General features: G+C 37.8%; 18 protein-coding genes. All 18 read right to left on the minus strand.

Going from position 1 to position 22,252, the window contains the following annotated elements:
* Positions 1–119 precede the first annotated feature (119 nt).
* The 18 genes from CWB80_RS00005 to CWB80_RS00090 all read right to left on the minus strand — a co-directional run bounded on the left by CWB80_RS00005 (position 120) and on the right by CWB80_RS00090 (position 21,469).
* Entirely contained in the window at positions 120–1,127 is a 1,008-nt protein-coding gene (locus CWB80_RS00005) for an NAD-dependent epimerase (protein WP_138602528.1), read from the minus strand.
* Between the two features lie 409 nt (positions 1,128–1,536).
* The gene (locus tag CWB80_RS00010) at positions 1,537–2,703 is read right to left on the minus strand and encodes a nucleotide sugar dehydrogenase (protein ID WP_138602530.1); all 1,167 of its coding nucleotides are present in this window, start codon (positions 2,701–2,703) and stop codon (positions 1,537–1,539) included.
* A 151-nt stretch (positions 2,704–2,854) separates the two neighbouring features.
* Positions 2,855–4,813, minus strand: a complete 1,959-nt coding sequence (locus CWB80_RS00015) for a polysaccharide biosynthesis protein (RefSeq protein ID WP_138602532.1) — start codon at positions 4,811–4,813, stop codon at positions 2,855–2,857.
* Positions 4,814–5,032: 219 nt separating this feature from the next.
* Positions 5,033–6,208, minus strand: a complete 1,176-nt coding sequence (locus CWB80_RS00020) for a DegT/DnrJ/EryC1/StrS family aminotransferase (protein WP_138602534.1) — start codon at positions 6,206–6,208, stop codon at positions 5,033–5,035.
* Positions 6,209–6,250: 42 nt separating this feature from the next.
* Positions 6,251–6,889, minus strand: coding sequence for an acetyltransferase (locus CWB80_RS00025; protein ID WP_138602536.1), 639 nt, complete (start codon positions 6,887–6,889; stop codon positions 6,251–6,253).
* Entirely contained in the window at positions 6,882–7,478 is a 597-nt protein-coding gene (locus CWB80_RS00030) for a sugar transferase (RefSeq protein ID WP_138602538.1), read from the minus strand. Before CWB80_RS00030 ends, CWB80_RS00025 begins: the two co-directional genes overlap by 8 nt.
* A 19-nt stretch (positions 7,479–7,497) precedes the next feature.
* Positions 7,498–8,631 carry a glycosyltransferase family 4 protein gene (locus tag CWB80_RS00035; RefSeq protein ID WP_138602540.1) on the minus strand — a complete coding sequence of 378 codons (1,134 nt, stop codon included), beginning with the start codon at positions 8,629–8,631 and terminating at the stop codon, positions 7,498–7,500.
* A 37-nt stretch (positions 8,632–8,668) separates the two neighbouring features.
* Positions 8,669–9,748: a glycosyltransferase gene (locus CWB80_RS00040; protein ID WP_138602542.1), complete on the minus strand. Its 1,080-nt coding sequence runs from the start codon at positions 9,746–9,748 to the stop codon at positions 8,669–8,671.
* 21 nt (positions 9,749–9,769) lie between these two features.
* Complete coding sequence (locus tag CWB80_RS00045; RefSeq protein ID WP_138602544.1) at positions 9,770–10,882, minus strand: glycosyltransferase family 4 protein; 1,113 nt, start codon at positions 10,880–10,882, stop codon at positions 9,770–9,772.
* Positions 10,869–12,227, minus strand: a complete 1,359-nt coding sequence (locus CWB80_RS00050) for a hypothetical protein (RefSeq protein ID WP_138602546.1) — start codon at positions 12,225–12,227, stop codon at positions 10,869–10,871. The genes CWB80_RS00045 and CWB80_RS00050 overlap by 14 nt, the downstream gene beginning before the upstream one ends.
* A gap of 3 nt (positions 12,228–12,230) precedes the next feature.
* Positions 12,231–13,502 carry a lipopolysaccharide biosynthesis protein gene (locus tag CWB80_RS00055; protein WP_138602548.1) on the minus strand — a complete coding sequence of 424 codons (1,272 nt, stop codon included), beginning with the start codon at positions 13,500–13,502 and terminating at the stop codon, positions 12,231–12,233.
* Positions 13,503–13,508: 6 nt separating this feature from the next.
* Entirely contained in the window at positions 13,509–14,576 is a 1,068-nt protein-coding gene (locus CWB80_RS00060) for a DegT/DnrJ/EryC1/StrS family aminotransferase (protein WP_138602550.1), read from the minus strand.
* A gap of 19 nt (positions 14,577–14,595) precedes the next feature.
* A complete protein-coding gene (locus tag CWB80_RS00065) occupies positions 14,596–15,171 on the minus strand; it encodes an acyltransferase (protein ID WP_138602552.1) in 576 nt (191 codons plus the stop codon).
* Positions 15,172–15,173: 2 nt separating this feature from the next.
* On the minus strand, positions 15,174–16,130 hold the full coding sequence (locus tag CWB80_RS00070; RefSeq protein ID WP_138602554.1) for a Gfo/Idh/MocA family oxidoreductase: 957 nt from the start codon (positions 16,128–16,130) through the stop codon (positions 15,174–15,176).
* 15 nt (positions 16,131–16,145) lie between these two features.
* Entirely contained in the window at positions 16,146–17,426 is a 1,281-nt protein-coding gene (gene tviB, locus CWB80_RS00075) for a Vi polysaccharide biosynthesis UDP-N-acetylglucosamine C-6 dehydrogenase TviB (protein WP_138602556.1), read from the minus strand.
* A 208-nt stretch (positions 17,427–17,634) separates the two neighbouring features.
* Positions 17,635–19,890: a polysaccharide biosynthesis tyrosine autokinase gene (locus CWB80_RS00080; protein ID WP_138602558.1), complete on the minus strand. Its 2,256-nt coding sequence runs from the start codon at positions 19,888–19,890 to the stop codon at positions 17,635–17,637.
* 14 nt (positions 19,891–19,904) lie between these two features.
* The gene (locus CWB80_RS00085; protein ID WP_138602559.1) at positions 19,905–20,339 is read right to left on the minus strand and encodes a low molecular weight protein-tyrosine-phosphatase; all 435 of its coding nucleotides are present in this window, start codon (positions 20,337–20,339) and stop codon (positions 19,905–19,907) included.
* 11 nt (positions 20,340–20,350) lie between these two features.
* The gene (locus CWB80_RS00090) at positions 20,351–21,469 is read right to left on the minus strand and encodes a polysaccharide export protein (protein WP_138602561.1); all 1,119 of its coding nucleotides are present in this window, start codon (positions 21,467–21,469) and stop codon (positions 20,351–20,353) included.
* Positions 21,470–22,252 lie beyond the last annotated feature (783 nt).

The raw sequence follows: 22,252 nt of genomic DNA on the forward strand, positions 1-22,252 counted from the left end.
TTTACTCTCACTTTCTTCTCTTTGTGAATAGGCTTTCGCGCGTAATAAATTTCACGCCTACATAGCCTTAGGCACCGCGATTGCTAGATGCGTTCCCAATGCCACACAATGCTAAGCAATTATTTATTATAAAAACCTTTATACCAGCTGATTAACTCAGCCACGCCTTGCTCTACCCCAACCGCTGGTTTATAACCAGTTGCTGCAAATAAGTCTTGTGTATCGGCATAGGTTTTATAAACATCGCCGGCCTGCATTTCGCGAAAGTTCTTTTTCGCTTCAATACCTAATTCAGACTCAATGGACTCAATAAATTTCATTAAATTAATAGGGCTGCCATGACCAATATTATAAACCTTAAATGGCGCAGAGCTTGATGCAGGCGAGCCTGTTTCTACTTTCCAATTTTCATCACGTTCAGGCACTACATCTGCTGCACGAACAACACCCTCGACAATATCGTCAATGTAGGTAAAGTCACGCCACATATCGCCATTGTTATTTATATCGATGGTATCGCCATCAAGCATTTTTTTAGTAAAAATAAACGGCGCCATATCAGGGCGACCCCACGGGCCATAGACTGTAAAAAAGCGTAAGCCTGTAGTCGGCAAGTTATACAAGTGCGAGTAACTGTGCGCCATAAGTTCATTGGCTTTTTTTGTAGCAGCATAAAACGAAACAGGGTGATCAACGCTATCGGTAGTTTCAAATGGTGTTTTTTCGTTCAAGCCATAAACAGAGCTAGAAGACGCATAAACTAAATGCGCAACTTTATTATGACGACACCCTTCTAAAACATTTAAATGCCCCACTAAGTTTGAATCAGCGTAGGCATCTGGGTTTTCAATTGAGTAACGCACACCGGCTTGAGCTGCTAAGTGAATTACACGGTCAAATTGCTCGCGGGCAAACAACTCAGCCATTGCCGCTCTATCTGCAATATCTAACTTGATATAAGTAAAACGCTCGTGCTGTTCAAACTGAGCCAGACGCGCATGCTTTAAATTTACATCGTAATAATCATTTAAATTATCAACACCAACAACAACATGACCTTGCGCTAGTAATTTTTGACTTGTAGCTGCACCAATAAAACCTGCAGCGCCAGTAACTAAATATTTCATTATATTCCTATCTTATTGAGCCCGGTGGCTGCCAATTCATTTGACTTAATGAGAGTGAAGAGCGGCTTCATAGAGAACCAAATGTTCACAAAGAGATAATGAGACGCTTCGCTTTAGAGAAACAAAAGCATTAATATCACTTCCTCATTTTCTTCTCATTCACTTCTCTTTGTGCAAATATCTTCGCGCGAAATAAACTTCACGCCTACACCAAGACATACAATCGCACAAAGAGGGTAAGAGACGCTGCGCTTAAGAGAAAGCAAAAAAGCACTATTATCACTTCCTCATTCTCTTCTCATTCTTTCCTCTTTGTGAAAACATTTTCGCGCGAAATATATTTCATGCCTACGCTGCCATCAACCACCTCTGCAGCGAATGTGCAGATTCTGCTCAAAGCTATTTCGGCTTAATCACTACCAAATAAATCACGTGTATAAACTTTTTCTGCAACATCTTCTAACTCTGCAGCCATGCGGTTAGAAATAATTACATCAGCAGTTTGTTTAAGCTCGTCTAGCGATTTAATAACACGAGAATTAAAGAATGAATCTTCCTTTAAGCTTGGTTCATAAATAACAACTTCAATGCCTTTTGCTTTTATGCGCTTCATTACACCTTGAATAGCAGAAGCTCTAAAGTTATCTGAACCTGACTTCATTACTAAGCGATAAATACCAACCACTTTAGGGTTGCGGGCAATAATAGAATTAGCAATAAAGTCTTTACGGGTAGTATTAGCATCAACAATCGCGCGGATCATATTGTTAGGTACATCTTGGTAGTTTGCTAATAACTGTTTAGTATCTTTAGGTAAACAGTAACCACCATAACCGAATGAAGGGTTATTATAATGCTTGCCAATGCGCGGGTCTAAGCCAACACCTTGAATGATCTGCTTTGCATCTAAACCATGGTTTTCAGCGTAGCTGTCTAGCTCGTTAAAATAAGCAACGCGCATTGCAAGGTAAGTGTTAGAAAAAAGCTTAATTGCTTCTGCTTCAGTAGAGTCTGTAAACAGCACATCAATATTTTGCTTTACTGCACCTTGTGCTAATAAATTAGCAAAAACTTGTGCGCGCTCACTTTGCTCACCCACAATAATACGTGACGGGTGCAAATTATCGTAAAGTGCTTTGCCTTCACGCAAAAACTCTGGCGAAAAAATAACATTATCTGTATTAAACTTCTCTTTTATCGATTTTGTATAGCCAACAGGAACCGTAGACTTAATAACCATAGTTGCATTTGGGTTAATTGCTAAAACGTCAGCAACTACAGATTCAACAGAACGCGTATTAAAATAATTGGTTTCTGGGTCGTAATCTGTAGGGGTAGCAATTACAACAAATGCAGCATCTTTAAGTGCCAATGTTTTATCTGTTGTAGCAGTAAAATTAAGTGATTTATTTTGTAAAAAGTCGCTAATTTCAGTATCTATAATAGGAGACTGCTTATCTTTTAAAAGTGCAACTTTGTTTTCGTCTATATCAACAGCGAAAACTTGATTGTGCTGCGCGAGTAATAGCGCGTTTGATAAACCAACATAACCTGTACCAAATACGGCAATTTTCATTAAGTTACCTTCAAAACTAAGGGGGTTAAGTAATTTTAGCACTTTGTGTTTTATACAGTTAATAGATTTGATACTTAAAAACACTAAAATACAAAAAGCAGCTTAGCCTTTAAGGTAAGCTGCTTGATCAATGTTCAACAATTAATATTACTTAACCTTGTAGGTTTACAACTTTATTGGTAGGGGCTGAGCTGGAGTTTTTGTAGATTTTTTTAGCATTCCAAACAAGATCGCAAATACCGTCAGTTGGGTTAAAACCAGTAGGCGCATCAAGTAAAAGCTGCCTAATGATTTCGTGATCAAAGTTATGACAGGCAATATCAAGCGCTTCTAAAAATACATTTAGCTCGGCCAAAGGTAGCATTACTTCGTTGGCCGTCATAATGCGCTCGTGCGATGTTTCTCCAACGTTATCGCCTATAAGTAACTCTTCGTACAGCTTTTCACCCGGCCTCAAACCTGTACATACTATTTCAATATCCCCATGAGGGTTGTTTTTGTCTTTTACTTCAAAGCCAGATAAGCGAATCATCTTGCTTGCAAGATCTTTTATTTTAACTGACTCACCCATATCGAGCACAAATACATCACCGCCTTTGCCCATTGCACCAGCTTGTATAACAAGTTGAGCTGCCTCAGGTATGGTCATAAAAAAGCGGGTAATGTCTTGATGGGTTAAAGTAATTGGGCCACCTTCGCGTATTTGCCTACGAAACAGCGGTACAACAGAACCACTCGAGCCCAATACATTACCAAACCGAACCATACAAAAACGAGTATTATGGCCCTTACCTTTATTTTGCGCCAACCCTTGTAAACAAAGCTCTGCCATACGTTTTGTAGCCCCCATTACATTTGTTGGGCGTACGGCTTTATCGGTAGATATAAGTACAAAGGTTTCAACTTTAGCGTTTACAGCAGCCTTAGCTGTGTAATACGTACCAAATACGTTATTACGTACCCCCTCAACAACGTTATGCTCAACAAGTGGTACATGTTTATAGGCTGCTGCGTGGTAAACTGTTTGTACACCAAATGCCATCATTACTGTTTCAATACGATTAATGCGCTGCACAGAGCCCATTATAGGAATAAGCTCTACATCAAGCTGGTTATTTGTAACGTACTCGGCGAGCTCTTTTTCGATTGAATATAAGCCATATTCACTTAGCTCAAAGAGTACAAGCTTAGTTGGCTTTTGCTTAACTATTTGGCGGCACAACTCAGAGCCAATAGAGCCGCCAGCACCAGTAACCATAACCACTTTGTTTTTAATATTTGCAGATAACAGATGAGGCTTAGGGGCAACACAGTCGCGGCCTAATAAGTCTTCTATTTCAACATCTCTAAATTCAGAAAGCTTTGCTTTACCTTCAATTACATCAGCCATTCCTGGTATAGAGAGCACTTTAATAGAAAGCGGCTCAAGCTGGGCAAGTATCTGTTTTCGGCGAGCTCTGCTCTCGCTTGGCATTGCTAATAAAACTTTGCTTGCTTTACCCTTGTTTATTAGGTCATAAATATCTTTAAAGGCAATTACAGGAATACCCTGAATAATAGAGCCTTGCTTTGTTTCATCATCATCAATAAAGGCACGAACAAAATACTCAGGTCCAGCCCCTAACGCAGTAGCAAGCTGCCTACCAGATGAACCAGCACCGTAAATAATAACCGACTCTTTATTTGCCGTAGTTAACTTGCCTATCATGGCTCGTACAACAATTCGCGCACCGCCAACGGTTAATAAACATAACCAAGCAAAAATAAACGGCATAGTACGTGGTATTTCAACACCAATAAAAAAAGCAAGAAGAACCAAAACGACCGTACTAATAATTGTACCTAATACAATTGCCCACAATGCCTGAGAGTTCATATAGCGCAACACAGCACGATATAAACCTAAGTTAATAAACGTGAATAATGCGGTAGGTACAAGAAAAGCAAGTAACATCCAATTATCAAGCTTACTAAGAGGGGCCATGCTATCGAGCCTAACAATAAGTGCTAGCCAAAACGCCGACATAATAAATAGCGAGTCAATAAACAACGTAATGATACGCTTTGTGGCACGTGATGAATTTAATATAGAGCGAATAAAATTATCCACAACAAGTTCCCTGTCTTGTTTTTGTCAATAAGATACCAACCTAAGCTTACAGCTAGCTTAACGATTGTTAAATTTTTATGAATTATAGCCGAAATAAATGAACCTAGCCATTAAACTAATACAATAATACTAGTGCATGATTTTTAAAGAGTTATTGAAGATAAAAAGTCTAGGCCTTAGTTTCTCTAACGCCTAGCATCTTTATTAAAGGTTATATTTTCACTTATTCGCCAACTCAAACACAACTTTCATAACCTGAGTTGTTTTTAGTATTTCAGCTTCTGTTAAAGTCGGGTGTACTAAAAACATAATTGAGGTTTCACCTAACTCTACGGCATTAGGCAAACGCTTGGTAGGCCGCCACGGTGTGTTATCAAATGCTTTTTCTAAATACACCTCAGAACAACTACCTTGAAAGCAAGGTACGCCACGGGCAACAATTTCGTTTACAATACGGTCGCGGTCCCAACCTTCAGCTAAGCATTCAGGTTTAATAAACATGTAATGCTTATATTCTGCATGCTCAATGTGTTCCGGTACTGATACTAAGCGAATACAATCAAATCCACTTGCAGCTTGGTCTAACTGTGCACCATAAGCATTGCGTTTTGCTGTCCAATCGCTCATGCGAGTTAACTGAATACGGCCAATAACAGCTTGCATTTCAGTCATACGCCAGTTAGTACCAAAGCTTTCGTGCAACCATCTAAAGCCTGGTGGGTGCTCACGGTTATATATTGCGTCAAAGCTTTTTCCATGATCTTTATAGCTCCACATTTTACTCCATAACTCTTTAGAGTTTGTGGTAACCATGCCGCCTTCGCCACCCGTAGTCATTATTTTATCTTGGCAGAAACTCCATGCACCTACATGGCCAATACTACCAACAGACTTACCTTTATATTTAGCACCGTGCGCTTGCGCGCAATCTTCAATTACATAAAAGCCATGCTGTTCACTGAGCGCCATTATGGCATCCATTTCTGCAGGCATACCCGCTAGATGCACAACAATAACTGCTTTCGTTTTAGGCGTTAGCACCGCTTTAATAGACTCGGCTGTAATCGCTTGGCTATTTAAGTCAACATCGGCAAATACAGGAGTTGCACCTGCAGTCACAATACTACTTGCAGAAGCTAAAAACGTACGCGGAGTAGTAATTACTTCATCACCTTCACCTACATTTAATGCTTTTAATGCAATGTCTAAAGCTAATGTGCCATTACCCAAGGCCACGGCATATTTACTATCGGCCCAAGCTGCAAACTCCTTCTCGAATTCACGGCCTTCTGTACCGGTCCAATAATTAACTTTATTCGATAAAATAACGCGGCTAACAGCATCAGCTTCTTCTTGAGTAAAGCTTGGCCACGGAGAAAAAGGGGTGTTTAACATTTGTAAATTAATCCATCATTTTTATAAATTGCGAGTATTTCTTTACTTGCAACATTTAACCACTACTGCAGGAGACCCAAATGCAGTTACATCAGCAGGTAAGTTCTTAACCACCACACTACCAGCACCAACCAAGGTGTTATCACCAATTGAAATTAATTGGATAACTTGGCTACCAATACCTATCCAGCAACATTCACCAATAGTAACAGCACCAGCCAAAGCCGTATTCGGACAAATATGTGAACACTCACCAATTTTAGTGTCGTGCTCAATAATAGATGATGTATTAATTATGCAACCAGAGCTAATTTCAGCAAAGGCATTAATTACAGCACCAGCAAGTACAACAGTACCCTCTGCTACTTTTGCGTACTGACTTACAGTTGCGGAGGGATGTATTAACCTAGCTAAATCAAAACCGAATTGCTTTAGCTCATTGCATTTTTGTTTTCGAACTACGTTGTTGCCAATTGCAACAATCACCTCAACATTTTCGACTTTACAAGCTAATAAGTCGTTAAAAGTACCGACTATGTCCCAGTGCTCAAGTTGTGTTTTTGTTGGGTAAGCGTCATCATAAAAACAAACTTTATAGCCAAGTACTTCTGCTAAATCGGCAACGACTTTACCATGCCCACTTGCTCCTAAAATAGCAATTATCGGCTTTAAATTAGTCATTTTTACTGCCTTTAAAAGGCTCTATAGTTACATGACCGTCTGCACTAATACCTTCTCGAACAAATACTTTTTTAACCGTTAAAATTAGTATTTTTAAATCGAGCCAAAAGCTTTGGTTATCAACGTACCATACATCGAGCTTAAATTTGTCCTCCCAACTAATGGCATTACGACCATTTACTTGCGCCCAACCAGTAATACCAGGGCGAACATTATGGCGGCGAGCTTGCTCGGTACTATAAAGTGGTAGATATTGCACCAACAATGGCCTTGGCCCTACTAAGCTCATATCGCCCTTGAGTACATTAAATAGCCCAGGTAACTCGTCAAGGCTAGTGGAGCGTAAAAAAGCGCCAAATTTGGTCATTCGCTCATTGTCAGGTAATAAATTACCATGCTTATCTTTACCATCGAGCATGGTTCTAAACTTCATCATTTTAAATACAGTGCTATTGAGACCTGGGCGGTCTTGTGTGAACAAGATAGGCGAGCCTAATTTAAAGCGAATGAGCGCAGCAACCGCAACTATTAGTGGTAACAAAGATATGATTGCACTTAGAGACAATACAAAATCAAAAAAACGTTTCATTATATTCCTGAATTAAAATTTAATCACCAATGATCATATTTATTAATTGCTTATTAACTTCATTAGAATCAAAGTTCTCTTTTGCCATGCTATGACTTTTCGCTCCCATAACTTCAATAAGCGCTCTATCATTTAGGAATTTCTCCATTGCTCTAACGATTGAGATATGGTCATGTGGCGGGCATAAAAAACCGTTAAAACCATGCTTAACTGTCTCTCTACAACCAGGTACATCTGTTGTTATTACTGGACGACCTATTGCCATCGCCTCTTGAGTACTCCGTGGTACGCCCTCTCTATAATACGAAGGCAAAACAAATACACTTGATTCATGTAACCACTTTATTACATTATCAACTTGTCCTGGATAAATTATTATACCTGACTTTATTAAAGCATCTAACTCTTCTTGAGATATACTCCCAGGATTTGAATCATCAATCTGTCCCAATACAATGAAATCAACATCAGAATTTGTTAATTTAATTACTTTAGCTGCATTAATGAAGTCTTTTATGCCTTTTTCAGCGAGTAGTCGCCCAATAAAAATAAATTTAACATTATTGGTAGGAGGAGTAGACAAAGGATATTCAGAGAGGTTTACTCCGATACCACCAAGTACTGAGATACTTTTAGTTTTAATATTATATTTCTGGACAAGATCTACCGGATCATCTGGATTTAGGAAAATTAAACGGTCAAGTAGTGGAAATGCTAACTTGTAGAGCAGTACCTGTAATTTCCTTAAGAACTTTAACTTAAAACTTACCCCTGTAGGTTGATCCGTAAAAATATAACCAAGACCTTCTAACATAGCAACAATACGAGGTACTTTTGCTAGTGATGAAGCTATAGTTCCATAAATTGAAGGTTTTGAAAAATAAGAAAAAACTACATCGGGTTCAATTTTTTTAATCAAAGATTTTAACTGTAAAATAGTCATCATATCTTTGGCAGGATTCATACCCGAACGGCTTAACTTGTATTCAATAGGTGTAGCACCCAAGCCCAAAACTTCGCATTTTTGTTCATCTGAATAGTCCATAGCGAAAGCATAAACACTATGCCCACCTAACACTAAAGATTTTATCAAGTCCCTTCTGAAACCTAAAATACTAGAGGCCACTGTACCAATAATTATTACTTTTTTCATAAACCACTCAACGTAAATAGAAACCAAAAATATTCAATTAGGATAAAGTAAGAAATATCTTTTCTACTTTAGCTTCTAATGATAAATGGGAGTGCGCAAACTTATTTATCTCACGTGGTGTTGAAAAATTGGTTTTCTCAAATGACTTAATCAACTGAATAAGTGATTCAATACTATCATCGTTAGGTATCACATAACGAAACTTACATTCACTATGGAAGTCAGGATCAACTCCAACCCCTATTACTGGTAATCCAGAAAGCATATATTCCCGAGTTTTAAGATCTGAGGCTTCATTCAACCCCTTTCTAAATAAACCTAAACTAGAAATTCCAACATGTGATCCAGCTAAAATCTCACTTAACTCTCCTCCAACTTTCTTACCAATAAAATGTATATTTTTCTCAACCCCTAAAGTTTGGCTAAGCTTTCGCAAATTATTAAGCTCATCTCCTTCCCCTATTAGCGTAAAAGTTACGCGATAAGGTAGTTGTAAATTATTCGTAACTGCAATCGCTTTAAGGACTCTATCAAAGCCATGCCAATTCGAAATATTAGCGACTGCAACAAGCTTTAATTCATTCGCAGGCCACACTGAATTTCTCAAAACAGTGCTCTCGTTTCTAACAAGAATACCATTACCCATTTTTAATGTTTTATCAGTTAGACCTAATTTGAACCATCGACCTTCATCTGCGTATTGAATTATTAAATTAGCGGGAAACAAAACCCAAGATCCAGATAAATATGAAACGCCCTTTCTAAAAACCCTATAAATGGGATTTTTAATTAGAACACTAATTTCTTGCAAGCCAATAACTCTAGGGGTTGGAATATCAATGATAACTCTTTTATTCTTTAAACGAAGATATATTAAAATAAAAAAAACCAATGGGAATACAAGGTCGTTAAATCTGATCACAACAATATCCGAACGACATTTCGCAAGGGATTTTAAGAAAGATAATAAACCTTTAAAATCTGTTTTAAAGAAATAAGCATTAGAATCCACACCCAAAGCATTTGATGCATCAACAGTATTTTTTATTTTCTTTGCAACCCCCACAGCTGAGTCCACATCAACTAAACCAAGATAATTCAAACTTTTAAAACTCATATTTAGTCCAAAAATAAAAAATTAATTATAAACCTTAAGGACTTCAAGCTCTTGATTCTCCCAAGAGTATAATTTTGATATGGTTGAAACATTATATTTCATCTTACTATAGTCCTCTTTAACTATTTTATTTATAGCATTAATAAATCCAACCTCTGTATTCTCCTCAGAGACAACACCGACATTATACTTTCTAACTAAGCTACTCATTTCATATAGGTTTGAAACAATCACAGGTAAACCTGCCATAAAATATTCAAACATTTTATTTGGCAAACAATATCTATAGCTTAAACATGAGTCTTCGATAAAAGAAATCCCATAATCTGCTGATGACGTGTGAATTAATAAATTTGTCGGGCTTACTGCGGGGAAGAAAAAGATTCGCTCTGATTTTTCAGCGAAGTCCTTTACTACTGACTCAAGTTTCCCATAACCCATAACAACTAAAACCTTTGAATCATCATCAAGTTTTACAAAAGTATTAAGTAAGATATCAATCCCCCGCCCTCTACTAAGAGCCCCTTGATAAAGAAATATTTTTTGCTCTTTTCTTATACCTAGCTGCTCTCTAAAAATGTCATGCTTTTCGACAACTGCGTAGTAGGGGCAGTTAAGTACTAGCTTCGGTTTTTCTATAGCATACAATTTAGAGTATTCGCATGAAATTGAATCACTTACTGTCATAACCTCATCAGCAAATTTAATTAACCCCTTTTCCATAATTTTGATAATGCGCTTTTCTAAGCCGTGTACACCATTCATTTCCGTTTCATATTCATGCGCATCATAAATCACTTTTACATTTTTATTAAATACTTTCGCCAAAACTCCTACTGGTAATGCTGACAAATCATTACAGTGAATGAAATCATTATCTTTTGCTTTTAAAAAAGCTCTGATTATAAACTCAAGATACTTAAAAACCTGGAAAAATTTTATTTTAGGCCATTTCCTTGTTAATAACTTTATCCTTTCTACATTAAAATTTTCAGAAGACTCTAAATAAGGCAGATTTTCATCATGCATTGCTAGTACTGTTACAGCAAAATTAACTTTTCCTAATGTATTTGATATTTTCAAAACTCTACTATCATTTGTAAAGTTATTCAGAACAACATTAGCTACTTTCATTATTTTTAAACCTTATTAAAAATGTTAAGAAACCGATAGAGAACCACAAGACCGCCCAGAGTAATACTGTGGCCAAATTAGCAATTAAAAAAACATATATAATGATACAAAAATACAAAATAGATATAGGCTTCTCTATTATACTAATCCTATCAGAATATAGCTTCTTATCTGCTATCAAAATCCCACGAAATGAACGATAGAAAAAAATTACAGCTAGTGAGAAGCCTATCACTCCTGTATGTGTCAAAGAAAACAGTAAAGCGCTGTGGGGGTAAGTACCATTACCTGTAGTTTCTACATCAACGTTATAATTACCAAATAAAGGCGAATCAGAAAATTGAACTAAAAAGTTATTTTTAATAATATCTAATCGAGACAATATAGAATCATTATTACCCGAGCCATAACCTGAAAACCTAGTTTTACTAAAATCAAAATCACTAAAGCTTATAAGAATAATAGATAGTACTGATAAGATTAAAAATGTAAAAATACACATGAACAATGTTTTTTTCATGAAGTACCTATTAAATAATAAACTCCTTATATTACTACCCGCTCCATATATAACTTTTGATTTAGAACTATAAATGACACCTTGCATTACAAGAGAAATAAATGCAATCCCTCCTACCATGAGAAAAGAATTATTTGAACCCATCATTTGAGCATTCAACATAGCAATAATTGCGATTGTTATATATATAGAATTTACTAACAATCTTTTAAAGGCACTTGCATTATAAAAATAACACACTGAGTTATAAGTAAAGACCAAGGAGGTTAGTATAATAAATATGATTGTTGAAAAATTTCCTGGCCTTTGATAAGCACCATTCACATCACTTAACAAGAAAACATCATCTCTCAATCTCATTTTTAAACTTAAAAAAATATCGATATAAAAGAACCCCATCATAGTAATGAGAATTAATAGTATACGCCTAACCAATTTTGGATTTCTCTCTACAAACTTTAATAATTCAGACAAGGAAATTGACATTGTCCACCCTAAAGTAAGGAAAAAGAGTACTCCACCAGCAGTCCCTATAATTTGATCTTTAAGATAAGAGGTATCTTGCTTGTCTACAGTAATCCTGAATATCAACCATGCGATTAATAAAAAAAGTATAAACACATCAAACTTAACATATAATCGATTGCTTCTGAGTAAGTAAGTGAAAACCCCTATTGAGATTAAAAAATAAATCCCTACTAACACTAACCCGCTACCCATTTCACCTACTGTTTTCACATTGATAGAAAAGTAAACTAACAACATACCAACTTGTAAGAACAATAGAAAACTGAAAAGCTTATAATATACTCTCTTATTAAACATATACTACTTCCCCCTCTTATTTACTATTACAAGCACTGTTGTTAAATATAGAGAGTAAAACAAAAAACCAGATAAGATATAATATTCAACACAAAAGCTAGAGTTAAGATGTAGTAATAAAAAAACTCCACCAGCGCGTAAAATGAGACCAAAGAACTGTAAATAAAATGCAATTTTTTGTAAGTTAACGATGTGAAGAGCCATTGATACAGGTGATGTAATAAATTGAAGAAAGAACCAAGGTACCATAAAACTCACCAAAACCCCGGTTCTAGCCCAATCATCGCCTAAGAAAAAACTACTTAATATTGGTGCCATTACACCAACTGCAAAAAATGGAACCATTGATATTTTAGCTAAGTACATTGTAGTTTTATTAGTGAAGTTTTTTAACTCACCATTGTGGTATTTTTCAGCCGCCTCTGAAAGGTAAACCTGTCCTACAGCTGCACCAAGTAAAGTCGCAGGAATGGCTAATAGCTTCATACCCAGCATTAAAAAACCGCCCTCATCACCCAAGGTAGTAGCAATCATAAATATAGGTAATTGTATAGCCGCAACATTAAAAAGAGATTCACTAGCCGAATACAGTGGAAAACTTTTAAACTTAAATAAAGTCTCCTTTAAACTACTTATTTTAACCTTTTTCAACTCAAGGATAGAGTCACTGTAGAATGATTTAGAAAGCCGAAACATACCTGCTGCACTTTGCAATATCTGTCCAGTTAGCAGCCCTATAGAGCCATAAGCAAACCAACCCAATGATAATTGAGCTGAAGTACCGTAAAACGATTGTTCTACTCTAGTTCTAGCTAGTAGCTTGAAATCTTTTTTTCTTGTAGCCCAAAATTGTAGAACTTTATAAATAGATGAACCCAAAAGACCTATCGGTAATAACCATAAAAAGACACCAACCTCTGTACCCAATATACTCCGAATCTCACTATTAAAAGTTAACAACCCTAATGTCAAAACAGTAAGACTTATAAACAATGACAAGAATGATAAAACAACAAGATTTATAGCCTCAGAATCCTTTTCTGCAATAGGGATAGCTATCTCCAACCTTACACAAGAGATTGTACTTATTATTGCTAGAATAGCTGAATATGATGCTAAAATTGAAAAGTCACTAGGAGTATACAAGCGAGTAAGTATTGGGAGGGCTGCAACTGAAATTACCTGTGCCAGCCCCGCCCCTCCAACTAAAACTAGAACCCCACGAACAAATTTACTTTGTAGTGAGGCTTTTATCTTTTTTAAAAAATAAGACATGTATCACTATGCCATATACCCATGCATAGGTAAACTAAATACTGATTTAGCTAACTTTTCTGCAACAGTGAAGTCACCAGCTTTATACCCTAAATGGCTAAATGCACTCTGCTCATGCATGCATGTACCATAGTAAACCATTGTCGGTATGCCTTGCTCTTTATACTTTGCCATTTCAACATCGCGACTATCAGACACTAACGTGTATTGCGCCCATGAACTAACATAGCCAGTAGGAACTTGTGGAGTTTTATATTTTGATGATAACTGAGCTTCGTAATTTGCAGCTGCTTTGTTGCGGTTAATAAGTTCGGTTGGGAACTCTGCTAGCTTCTCCAGTAAAATTGCCGCTTGAATGGTATCAAGGCGAGAGTTCATCCCAATGCGTATATTATCGTATTTGTCTTTGCCTTTTCCATGTACACGGTATGACTTTAGTAATTCTGCATATTCATCATTATTCGTAAATACAGCACCACCATCGCCATAACAACCAAGAGGTTTTGCAGGGAAGAAGCTCGTAGTTGCTATATCGCCAAAGCTACCAGCTCGTTTTCCATCAATTTCACCACCAAACCCTTGCGCCGCGTCTTCAATTAACTTCAAATTGTATTTGTCTGCTATTTTTTGAATCTCAGGGTAATTCGCTGGTAAACCAAATAGATCAACAGCAATTATTGCTCTAGGGGTTAACTTACCTTCAGCGATAGTCGTTTGGATACGCTTTTCAAGATCTATTGGGCAAATATTGAATGTTGCCTCATCAGAATCAACAAATACAGGCGTTGCCCCCTCGAACGCGATCACTTCTGCCGTTGCAAAAAAAGTAAAGGTTGGGCAAAAAACGGCATCCCCTTCTTTAATACCCAACACCATCATAGCGAGCGTTAAAGCATCTGTACCGTTTGCACAGGTAATAGCATGCTTAACACCCACATAGCTTGCAAGCTGGTCCTCAAGCTCTTGAACTTCTGGCCCCATTATATAATGACCATGCTCTAACACTGTTTGTATACGCTTATCTATTTTAGTTTTTAAGTGCTGGTATTGCGCAGCTAAATCTATGAATTGCATTTATGAGTACTTCTAAAAATTATTGAATCGAAACAAAGCCGTTTTCTAATTTGTATTGCTCACCAGTGTGCACACACGTAGCAATAGCATCTCCTTCGAGCGGTAAGTTTAACTGCTCACCATACTTGCTTATCCAGCCTATTTGTTTAGCAGGTACACCCACAATTAAAGCGAAAGGCTTTACATCTTTATTAACGACAGCACCTGCACCAATAAGAGAGTATTCACCTATTGTCACACCGCATACTATTGTGGAGTTAGCGCCAAGTGTTGCGCCTTGCTTAACAAGCGTATCTCGATATTCTGTTTTACGCTCTATAAATGAACGCGGGTTATAAACATTAGTAAACACCATACTAGGGCCGCAAAATACATCATCTTCTAGGTGAACATTATCGTAAACCGACACGTTATTTTGTATTTTAACATTATTGCCAATGGTTACTTTATTACCGATAAATACATTTTGACCTAGCGAGCAGCCCTCACCAATTTCAGCACCACCACATACGTGAACAAAGTGCCAAACACGTGTGTTTTCACCAATTTTTGCGCCATCATCTACAATGGCGCTATCGTGTACATGATATTTCATGGCTAAAGTACCTTTGAAAGTAAGGGATGCGCTTTATCACTCGCAACTGCAATTGGCATTTCACGAATTTTTTCAACTGTTTTAATTGCCTCACGATTCTCATCAACACCAAAGCCGTTACCTGCTAAAATATTTTGGTAACTTTGTGTATGTAAATCAGTGAAACCACCCGAAAACTCTAATTCTTCAGTGTTACTACCATCATTGATTGTGATACTACGGTAAGTTAGCTTTTCACCCTTCACAGCGTTTTCAGGTAAATTATTTGCGTCAATTGACAAGAACCATTTTACGCGAGCACGTTCATATTCAAGGTAACCACTTGAAGTTTTTTCGTCTCTAAAATGAACTTCGTTATGCTTTAACTCACCAAAAATAAAATGCAACATGTCATAAAAGTGAACACCTATATTCGTTGCTACACCACCCGATTTATGGTCAAATCCTTTCCAAGATTTCATGTACCATTTACCACGTGATGTCATATACGTTAAATCGACATCAAAGACAGTGCCTGCAGGCGCAGCAGCAACTTTTTCTTTTAAGGCAATAATTGATGGGTGCAAGCGTAATTGCAAAATTGAATTCACTTTAGCACCGTATTTTTGCTCGTATTCTTTTAAAATATCCATATCTTCAGAATGCAAAACCAATGGTTTTTCACATATGACATCAATGCCATTTTTCAAGGCGTACTTTATATGTGGTGCATGCAAGTAATTAGGACTACAGATAGAGATGTAATCAATCTTATTTCCTTGCATTGCTTGGTCTTCAACGTATGCGGTAAAGTCTTCAAACTCAGTAAAAAATTCCGCTTCTGGAAAGTGGCTATCCATAATGCCTACAGAATCATTGATATCCATTGCTACTAATAAGTTATGGCCTGTTTCTTTAATTGCTTTTAAATGACGTGGTGCGATATAACCTGAAGCACCAATTAGGGCAAAATTTTTCATATTATTTTAATTCCTTTATAGTCTGATATCGGCTTCATTTGGTTTTAGAACGTGCTTAACATCATATAAAACATGATTTTCTTTGCCTAGCGCACGTAAGTTTGCTTCACCCATTTCTTTTAACTCAGAGTGGTCAACAGCTAATACAACACCGTCATATTTGCCTTTTTCCAGTGTAGTAATTAACTCTACCCCATACTCATGTTTAACTTCATCTGGGTTTGCCCAGCCGTCATATACATCTACCGACATATTAAAATCTTTAAGCTCTCTGACAATATCAATAATTTTTGTATTACGTACATCAGGGCAATCACCTTTAAAGGTAAAGCCTAATATAAGTACTTTTGCTTCATCGATATGGATTTTTTTGCTGGCTAACTTTTTAACTAACTGGGTGGCAACATACTCCCCCATACCATCGTTAATACGACGACCCGCTAAAATAACTTCTGGGCGATAGCCCACTTCTTGTGCTTTATGTGTAAGGTAATAAGGGTCAACGCTAATACAATGGCCACCAACTAGCCCTGGTTTAAACTTTAGGAAATTCCACTTAGTTCCTGCTGCATTTAACACCTCTTCTGTATCAATACCTAAGCGGTTAAAGATTTTTGCAAATTCATTAATAATTGCAATATTCAAATCACGCTGAGTGTTTTCAATTACTTTTGCAGCTTCTGCGACCTTAAGTGAGCTCGCTAAGTGAGTACCTGCAGTGATAATAGAACCATACAGTTTATTTACAAATTCCCCAACCTCAGGGGTTGAGCCAGACGTAATTTTCATTATTTTAGTCAAGGTGTTTACTTTATCGCCAGGATTAATACGTTCAGGAGAGTAACCTGCAAAAAAGTCTTCATTAAATTTTAAGCCTGATACTTTTTCGATGATTGGTAAACAGACTTCCTCTGTTGCACCTGGATAAACTGTTGACTCATAAATAACAACATCACCCTTTTTAATAAACTCACCGAGCAATTCAGACGCCTTACGAAGTGGTGTTAAGTCTGGCGCGTTACTTTCATCAATAGGCGTTGGCACTGTAACTATGTAAACATTGCATTCAGCTAAATCCTTCTTGTTACATGAAAAATTTAAATACTGAACATTAGCAAGTTCTGTATCACTTACTTCAAGGGTTGAGTCATGTCCTCGCCCTAGTTCATCAACTCGATTTTGGTTTATATCAAAACCCAGTACAGGATATTTCTTTCCGAATTCGACCGCTAAAGGTAGCCCTACATAACCTAGGCCAATTATGCCAATCTTTAAGTCCGTTAATGAATGATACATTTTAATACTCTTCTAAATTTAAATTTTTATCAGCTATCAATGTAACGCTGTTTTGGTGCATTACAGTTTCAAATATTAGGTTATAAGTTAAGCTGCTCTAGATATGTTCTTGGGGTTGAAGTACCTAAACAGCAGGTTTAAAGCCACCACCTTCACTTCCCCCCTCTAAAAGAAAATATTAAACAGCACCTTAGCAAACTAAGCCACACTAATTCCCTGATTTATATTCGTAGTTATAATAGCCATAATATCCATAGGCATTCCTGGCTTTTTTAACTACACCATTAAATACTACGCCTTTTACATCTATGCCGTTTTGCTCAAAGCGGTTGCGTGTCAGTTCTATTTCGCGGACGTGGTTTTGCCCAAAACGTGTTACAAGCAATGTAGTGCCTGTGTGGGCACTGACAATTGCAGGGTCTGTTACAGCTAAAATAGGTGGTGTATCTATTATTACAATGTCGTATTTGTCTTTTACCTGCTCTACCAATTTAGTAAAGTTGCTGTGCATTAATAACTCAGACGGGTTTGGCGGTATTTGGCCGCGAGTAATTACATCTAAGTCTTGTACTTGTGATGTTTTAGTTACTTGCTCAAGAGTAAGTCGGCCCGATAATAGATCACTTAAGCCATCGTCCCACTTCATGCCGAACTGGGTTTGTAAGTAGCCTTTGCGCATATCAGCATCGATTATCAGTACTTTTTTGCCACTTTGTGCCAGCACTGTTGCCAAGTTAACCGAGATAAACGACTTACCTACACCAGGGCTTGGGCCAGATATAGCAATAATATTATTTTTTGCCTCCATCATCGCAAAGTGCAAGCTAGTACGCAGGCTACGTAATGCCTCTATCGATAAATCAGCCGGGTTATCTACCGCGAGTATTGATTTAGGCTTATCTTTACCTTTGCGTGCACGGCTAAAACCAGTGAGTTTATCTTGATAATCTGAGTAAGGAACGCTTGCGTATACTGGTAGGCCAAGTGCTTCAATCTCGTTAGGGTCTTCGACCCCTTTATGAATTGCTTTTTGAATAAGCACTGTAGCTACCGCTAGCATGCCGCCAAGCATGGTTGCCATTACTACTATTAATGCTTTTTTAGGCTTAACTGGCTTAGAGGTATTTACCTCAGCGTGGTCAATCACGCGTACATTACCAACTGTGCCTGCGCGTACAATGTCTAGCTCTTGTGTTTTACTTAAAAGAAGTGTGTAAATTTGGTTGCTTACTTCTACATCACGTTTTAAACGTAGTAGCTCTTGTTGTGTTTCTGGCAGGTTGCCCACTTCACCCACTAAGTTTTGCTTTTGTTTTTGCACGGCTTCGATTTGTTCAAGTACGCCTTGGTAGGTTGGGTGACTTTCTTTAAATTTACGACTCAATTCTAAGCGCTTTAGTTCAAGCTCTTGTAGTTTAGTTTCAAGCTCTACTACCTGCTCAAGCACACCTTGCGTCTCTAGTGTAATGTTGATTGATTGGCGTTTAATTTGGTAGTCATTAAAACGCTGTTCAGCATATTCAAGTTGCTTTTTAACTTCAGGTAGTTGTACTTCTAAAAATTCGAGTGACTTTTGTGCCTCTGCACTATTACGCTCTACATTACGGCGCACATAAATTGCCGCTACTTTATCAAGCACTTTTTCAGCAAATTGCGTGCTTTCACTTTGTAAGCTTAAATTAATAATCCCTGAGTCTTTGCCTTTTTCGCTTGCACCTATAGCAGCTTGCAAATCTAAAATAGTGTTTAAACGGTCTTTACGTACTAATGTAAATTCTGTATCAGGGCGGGCAATTAAACTACGTATAGTTAAGTTAAACTTGCCATTAGTGAGCTCTTCACCCACTTTACCTTGCAAGATTACTTCGTCTTCATCATTTAAAAGGCTAAAGGTTTTATTTTTACCTGTGCCCTCACCTGCAACGAGTGTAAAACCAGCACCAATCGCTGAGCGAGGTACATCAAACCTAAATACATCAATGCTCTCGCCTCCCCATGCAAAGCTACTTGCACCCAAACTTGGCTCTGCTAAATCACCTGCTTCCATTGGCGTGAACTTACGAAACGCTCTGTTACCTATAACTGGGAATAGTTTAGGTTCAGCGACTATATCAAGCTTTAAGGTATCAACGGCCTCGCCTATCACTGAGCGTGACTTAAGTAGCTCTATTTCGGTTACAGCGGCCGAGGTACTTTCGAACATACCGGCCATATCATCAAAGCCAGGGACTGATGCGCCGCCGTCTTCAACTTGGATCATGGCTGTTGCTTGGTAAATAGGTGTTGCAAACACCGCATAAAACACACCAACAGCCATAAATACTGCTGTAACGGCTGCAATAAAATACTTACGGTCGATTAATGCACCTAATAACGCCATTAAATCGATTTCTTGACTGGTTTGGTCTTGCGTTGTTCTATTTTGTTTATTGTTTGCTGCTAATGCAGTGGGCTGAGCATTCATGTACTAGCCTTTCCTTATAAATACTTTTGCCAAGCGCTACATGCGCTATCGATTAATGCGTAAACATGCTCAAAGGCTTCTTGACTTTGGCGGTAAGGATCGGGGATTTCTTTATCGCCAATCCATTTACCTAGTAAAAATGTTTTGCCGCGTGCTTGAGGGTAACGTGCGCACAAATCGTTAACGTGGCGCTGCTCCATCACTAAAATAACGCTATTATTTGCCACCAAATTTGAGGTTATTTGTCTGCCTTGGTGCTCGCTCATATCAATATTATGTGCGTTGGCAATTTGCTTTGCTTGTGCATCGGCAGGTTTACCCTCAAGGGCAGTCAATCCTGCTGATGAAACGGCTACATTTTTACCTTCTAGCTTACTTCTTAATACATATTCGGCAGTAGGGCTTCGGCATATATTACCTGCACAAACTACTAATACAGAATCAAACATACAGCCTACCTTTAGTTCGTGTTTGCAACGTCGTTGATTGAATCAACCGTACTTACTGATGGTAGTAATAAGCTAATTACACGATTCCAACGTGCAAGCGGCGCTGACGTTACATATACAATGTCGTGCGGTTCAAGTTCAAACTGTTCAGCAAGCACTAATGCAGCAACATTCTTAGCATGAAGTTGGTACACATCAGCAATTACGCCATCAGTGTTTAAGTTGCGTTTGCGAAGAACAAACACGCCATTTGCATCTGCTGTATTTTCGTTTAAGCCACCAGCATCACTTAATGCTTGTGCTAAATTTAAACCATAGCGATTAACACCCACTGTACCAGCGCGTTTTACATCACCAAGTACAAACACTTTTTGCATATCGTTTCGGCTTACGTGCACAATATCACCATGCTGCAATAAGCGGTTTTGCGAAATATCGCCATGGGCATAAAAGTCATCTAGCTTAATAATTTCTGTTTTATCACCGCGTGTAAAAGTCACTGTACGCCAGTCAGCACTGCCTGTTAGGCCGCCAGCTTGGTTTAGTGCATCAATAAGTGTCAGTGGTACCTCTGTTACTGGCAGTACACCTGGCTTGTTTACTTCGCCAGTTACATAGGCTTTTTGGCTTCTAAAACCAACAATTTTAATGTCTATTTGCGGGTCTTCAATTACGCGGCTTAAGCGCTTAACAAGTTCTGCATGTACTTGTTGTACTGTTTTACCAGCGGCTTGAATATTAGGTGCATATGCATAGGTAATTGTGCCATCTGCTTGAACACGAAAGCCATCAAACTCAGCTGTACGTTGCACTGCAGCTGGAATAGTTAACTCTGGGTGATCCCAAACACCGATTGTAAGTACATCACCTACACCTAATTTGTACTGATAATTAGATGTATCTATGCCATCTAAACTGGAAGGCGTGAAGTTTTTAACTTGAGATTGCTTTTGTTGATTTATTAAAGAAGAGTCAATGATTTGAATATTAACCTTTTCGAGTTCCTTCTCTACATTATCTACTTGTTCGCCCGACTCGATTCCTTCGAAATGGCTGCCGGGGATGATTGTACAGCCTGTCATTGCTAGTAACGCAAATGACGTCACAATTGTTTTACAGCTAAGCGCCATTGTTATTTCCCAAATAATTTTTCTTAAAACGTCCAGTTTAAATAAAACCATATCTGTTTATTTTTTTGCTGCCTAATTAAAGCATGGCAACTAGATGTTCGCAAGACTGAGTGTTTAGTAAACGCTCACTTGTGACAGTTTTTTGCAAAATAGTTAATAAGTACTTCTTGGCTCATTCACTTAGTACTAGTCTAGAAGTCCTATTTGTATAAACGAGAATCTAAGAAGCTTTAACTTAACAATTTGTATGTTGACTTCTAAGCTGCCTACTAATTAAGGCTTTATCACTAGTTTTCATTAGCACAAAGAGAAGTAAACGAGATTAAATGAGTAAGACAAAACTTCTTTGCTTACTCTTCAGCGCAGCGCCTCATAGCCTCTTTGTGAATATCCTTTACTAGTTCTTTTTAGCACAAAGAGAAGTGAATAAGAGTAATGAGAAAACCAAATATTTCTTTGTTTACTCTTCAGCGCAGCGTCTCATAGTCTCTTTGTGAATATCCTTTACTAGTTTCTAGTTGCACTAAGAGAAATGAATGAGGGTAAATGAGAAAACCTAAATAACTCCTCTTTAGCGCAGTGTCTCATAGCCTCTTTGTGCGATTAGATGTCTTTGATGTAGGCGTGAAATTTATATCGCGCGAAATGTTCACAACAGTGCCGTGTTTGAGACGCGTCAAGCAAGCGTGACGCCTACGCCTTGTTTAGCCCTTCGGCATTCATCATTTTGTAGGCGTGAAATTTAAATCGCGCGACATGTTCGCAGCAGTGCCGTGTGTGCGT

This window comes from Pseudoalteromonas sp. S1650 (assembly GCF_005887195.1).
Classification (GTDB): domain Bacteria; phylum Pseudomonadota; class Gammaproteobacteria; order Enterobacterales; family Alteromonadaceae; genus Pseudoalteromonas; species Pseudoalteromonas simplex.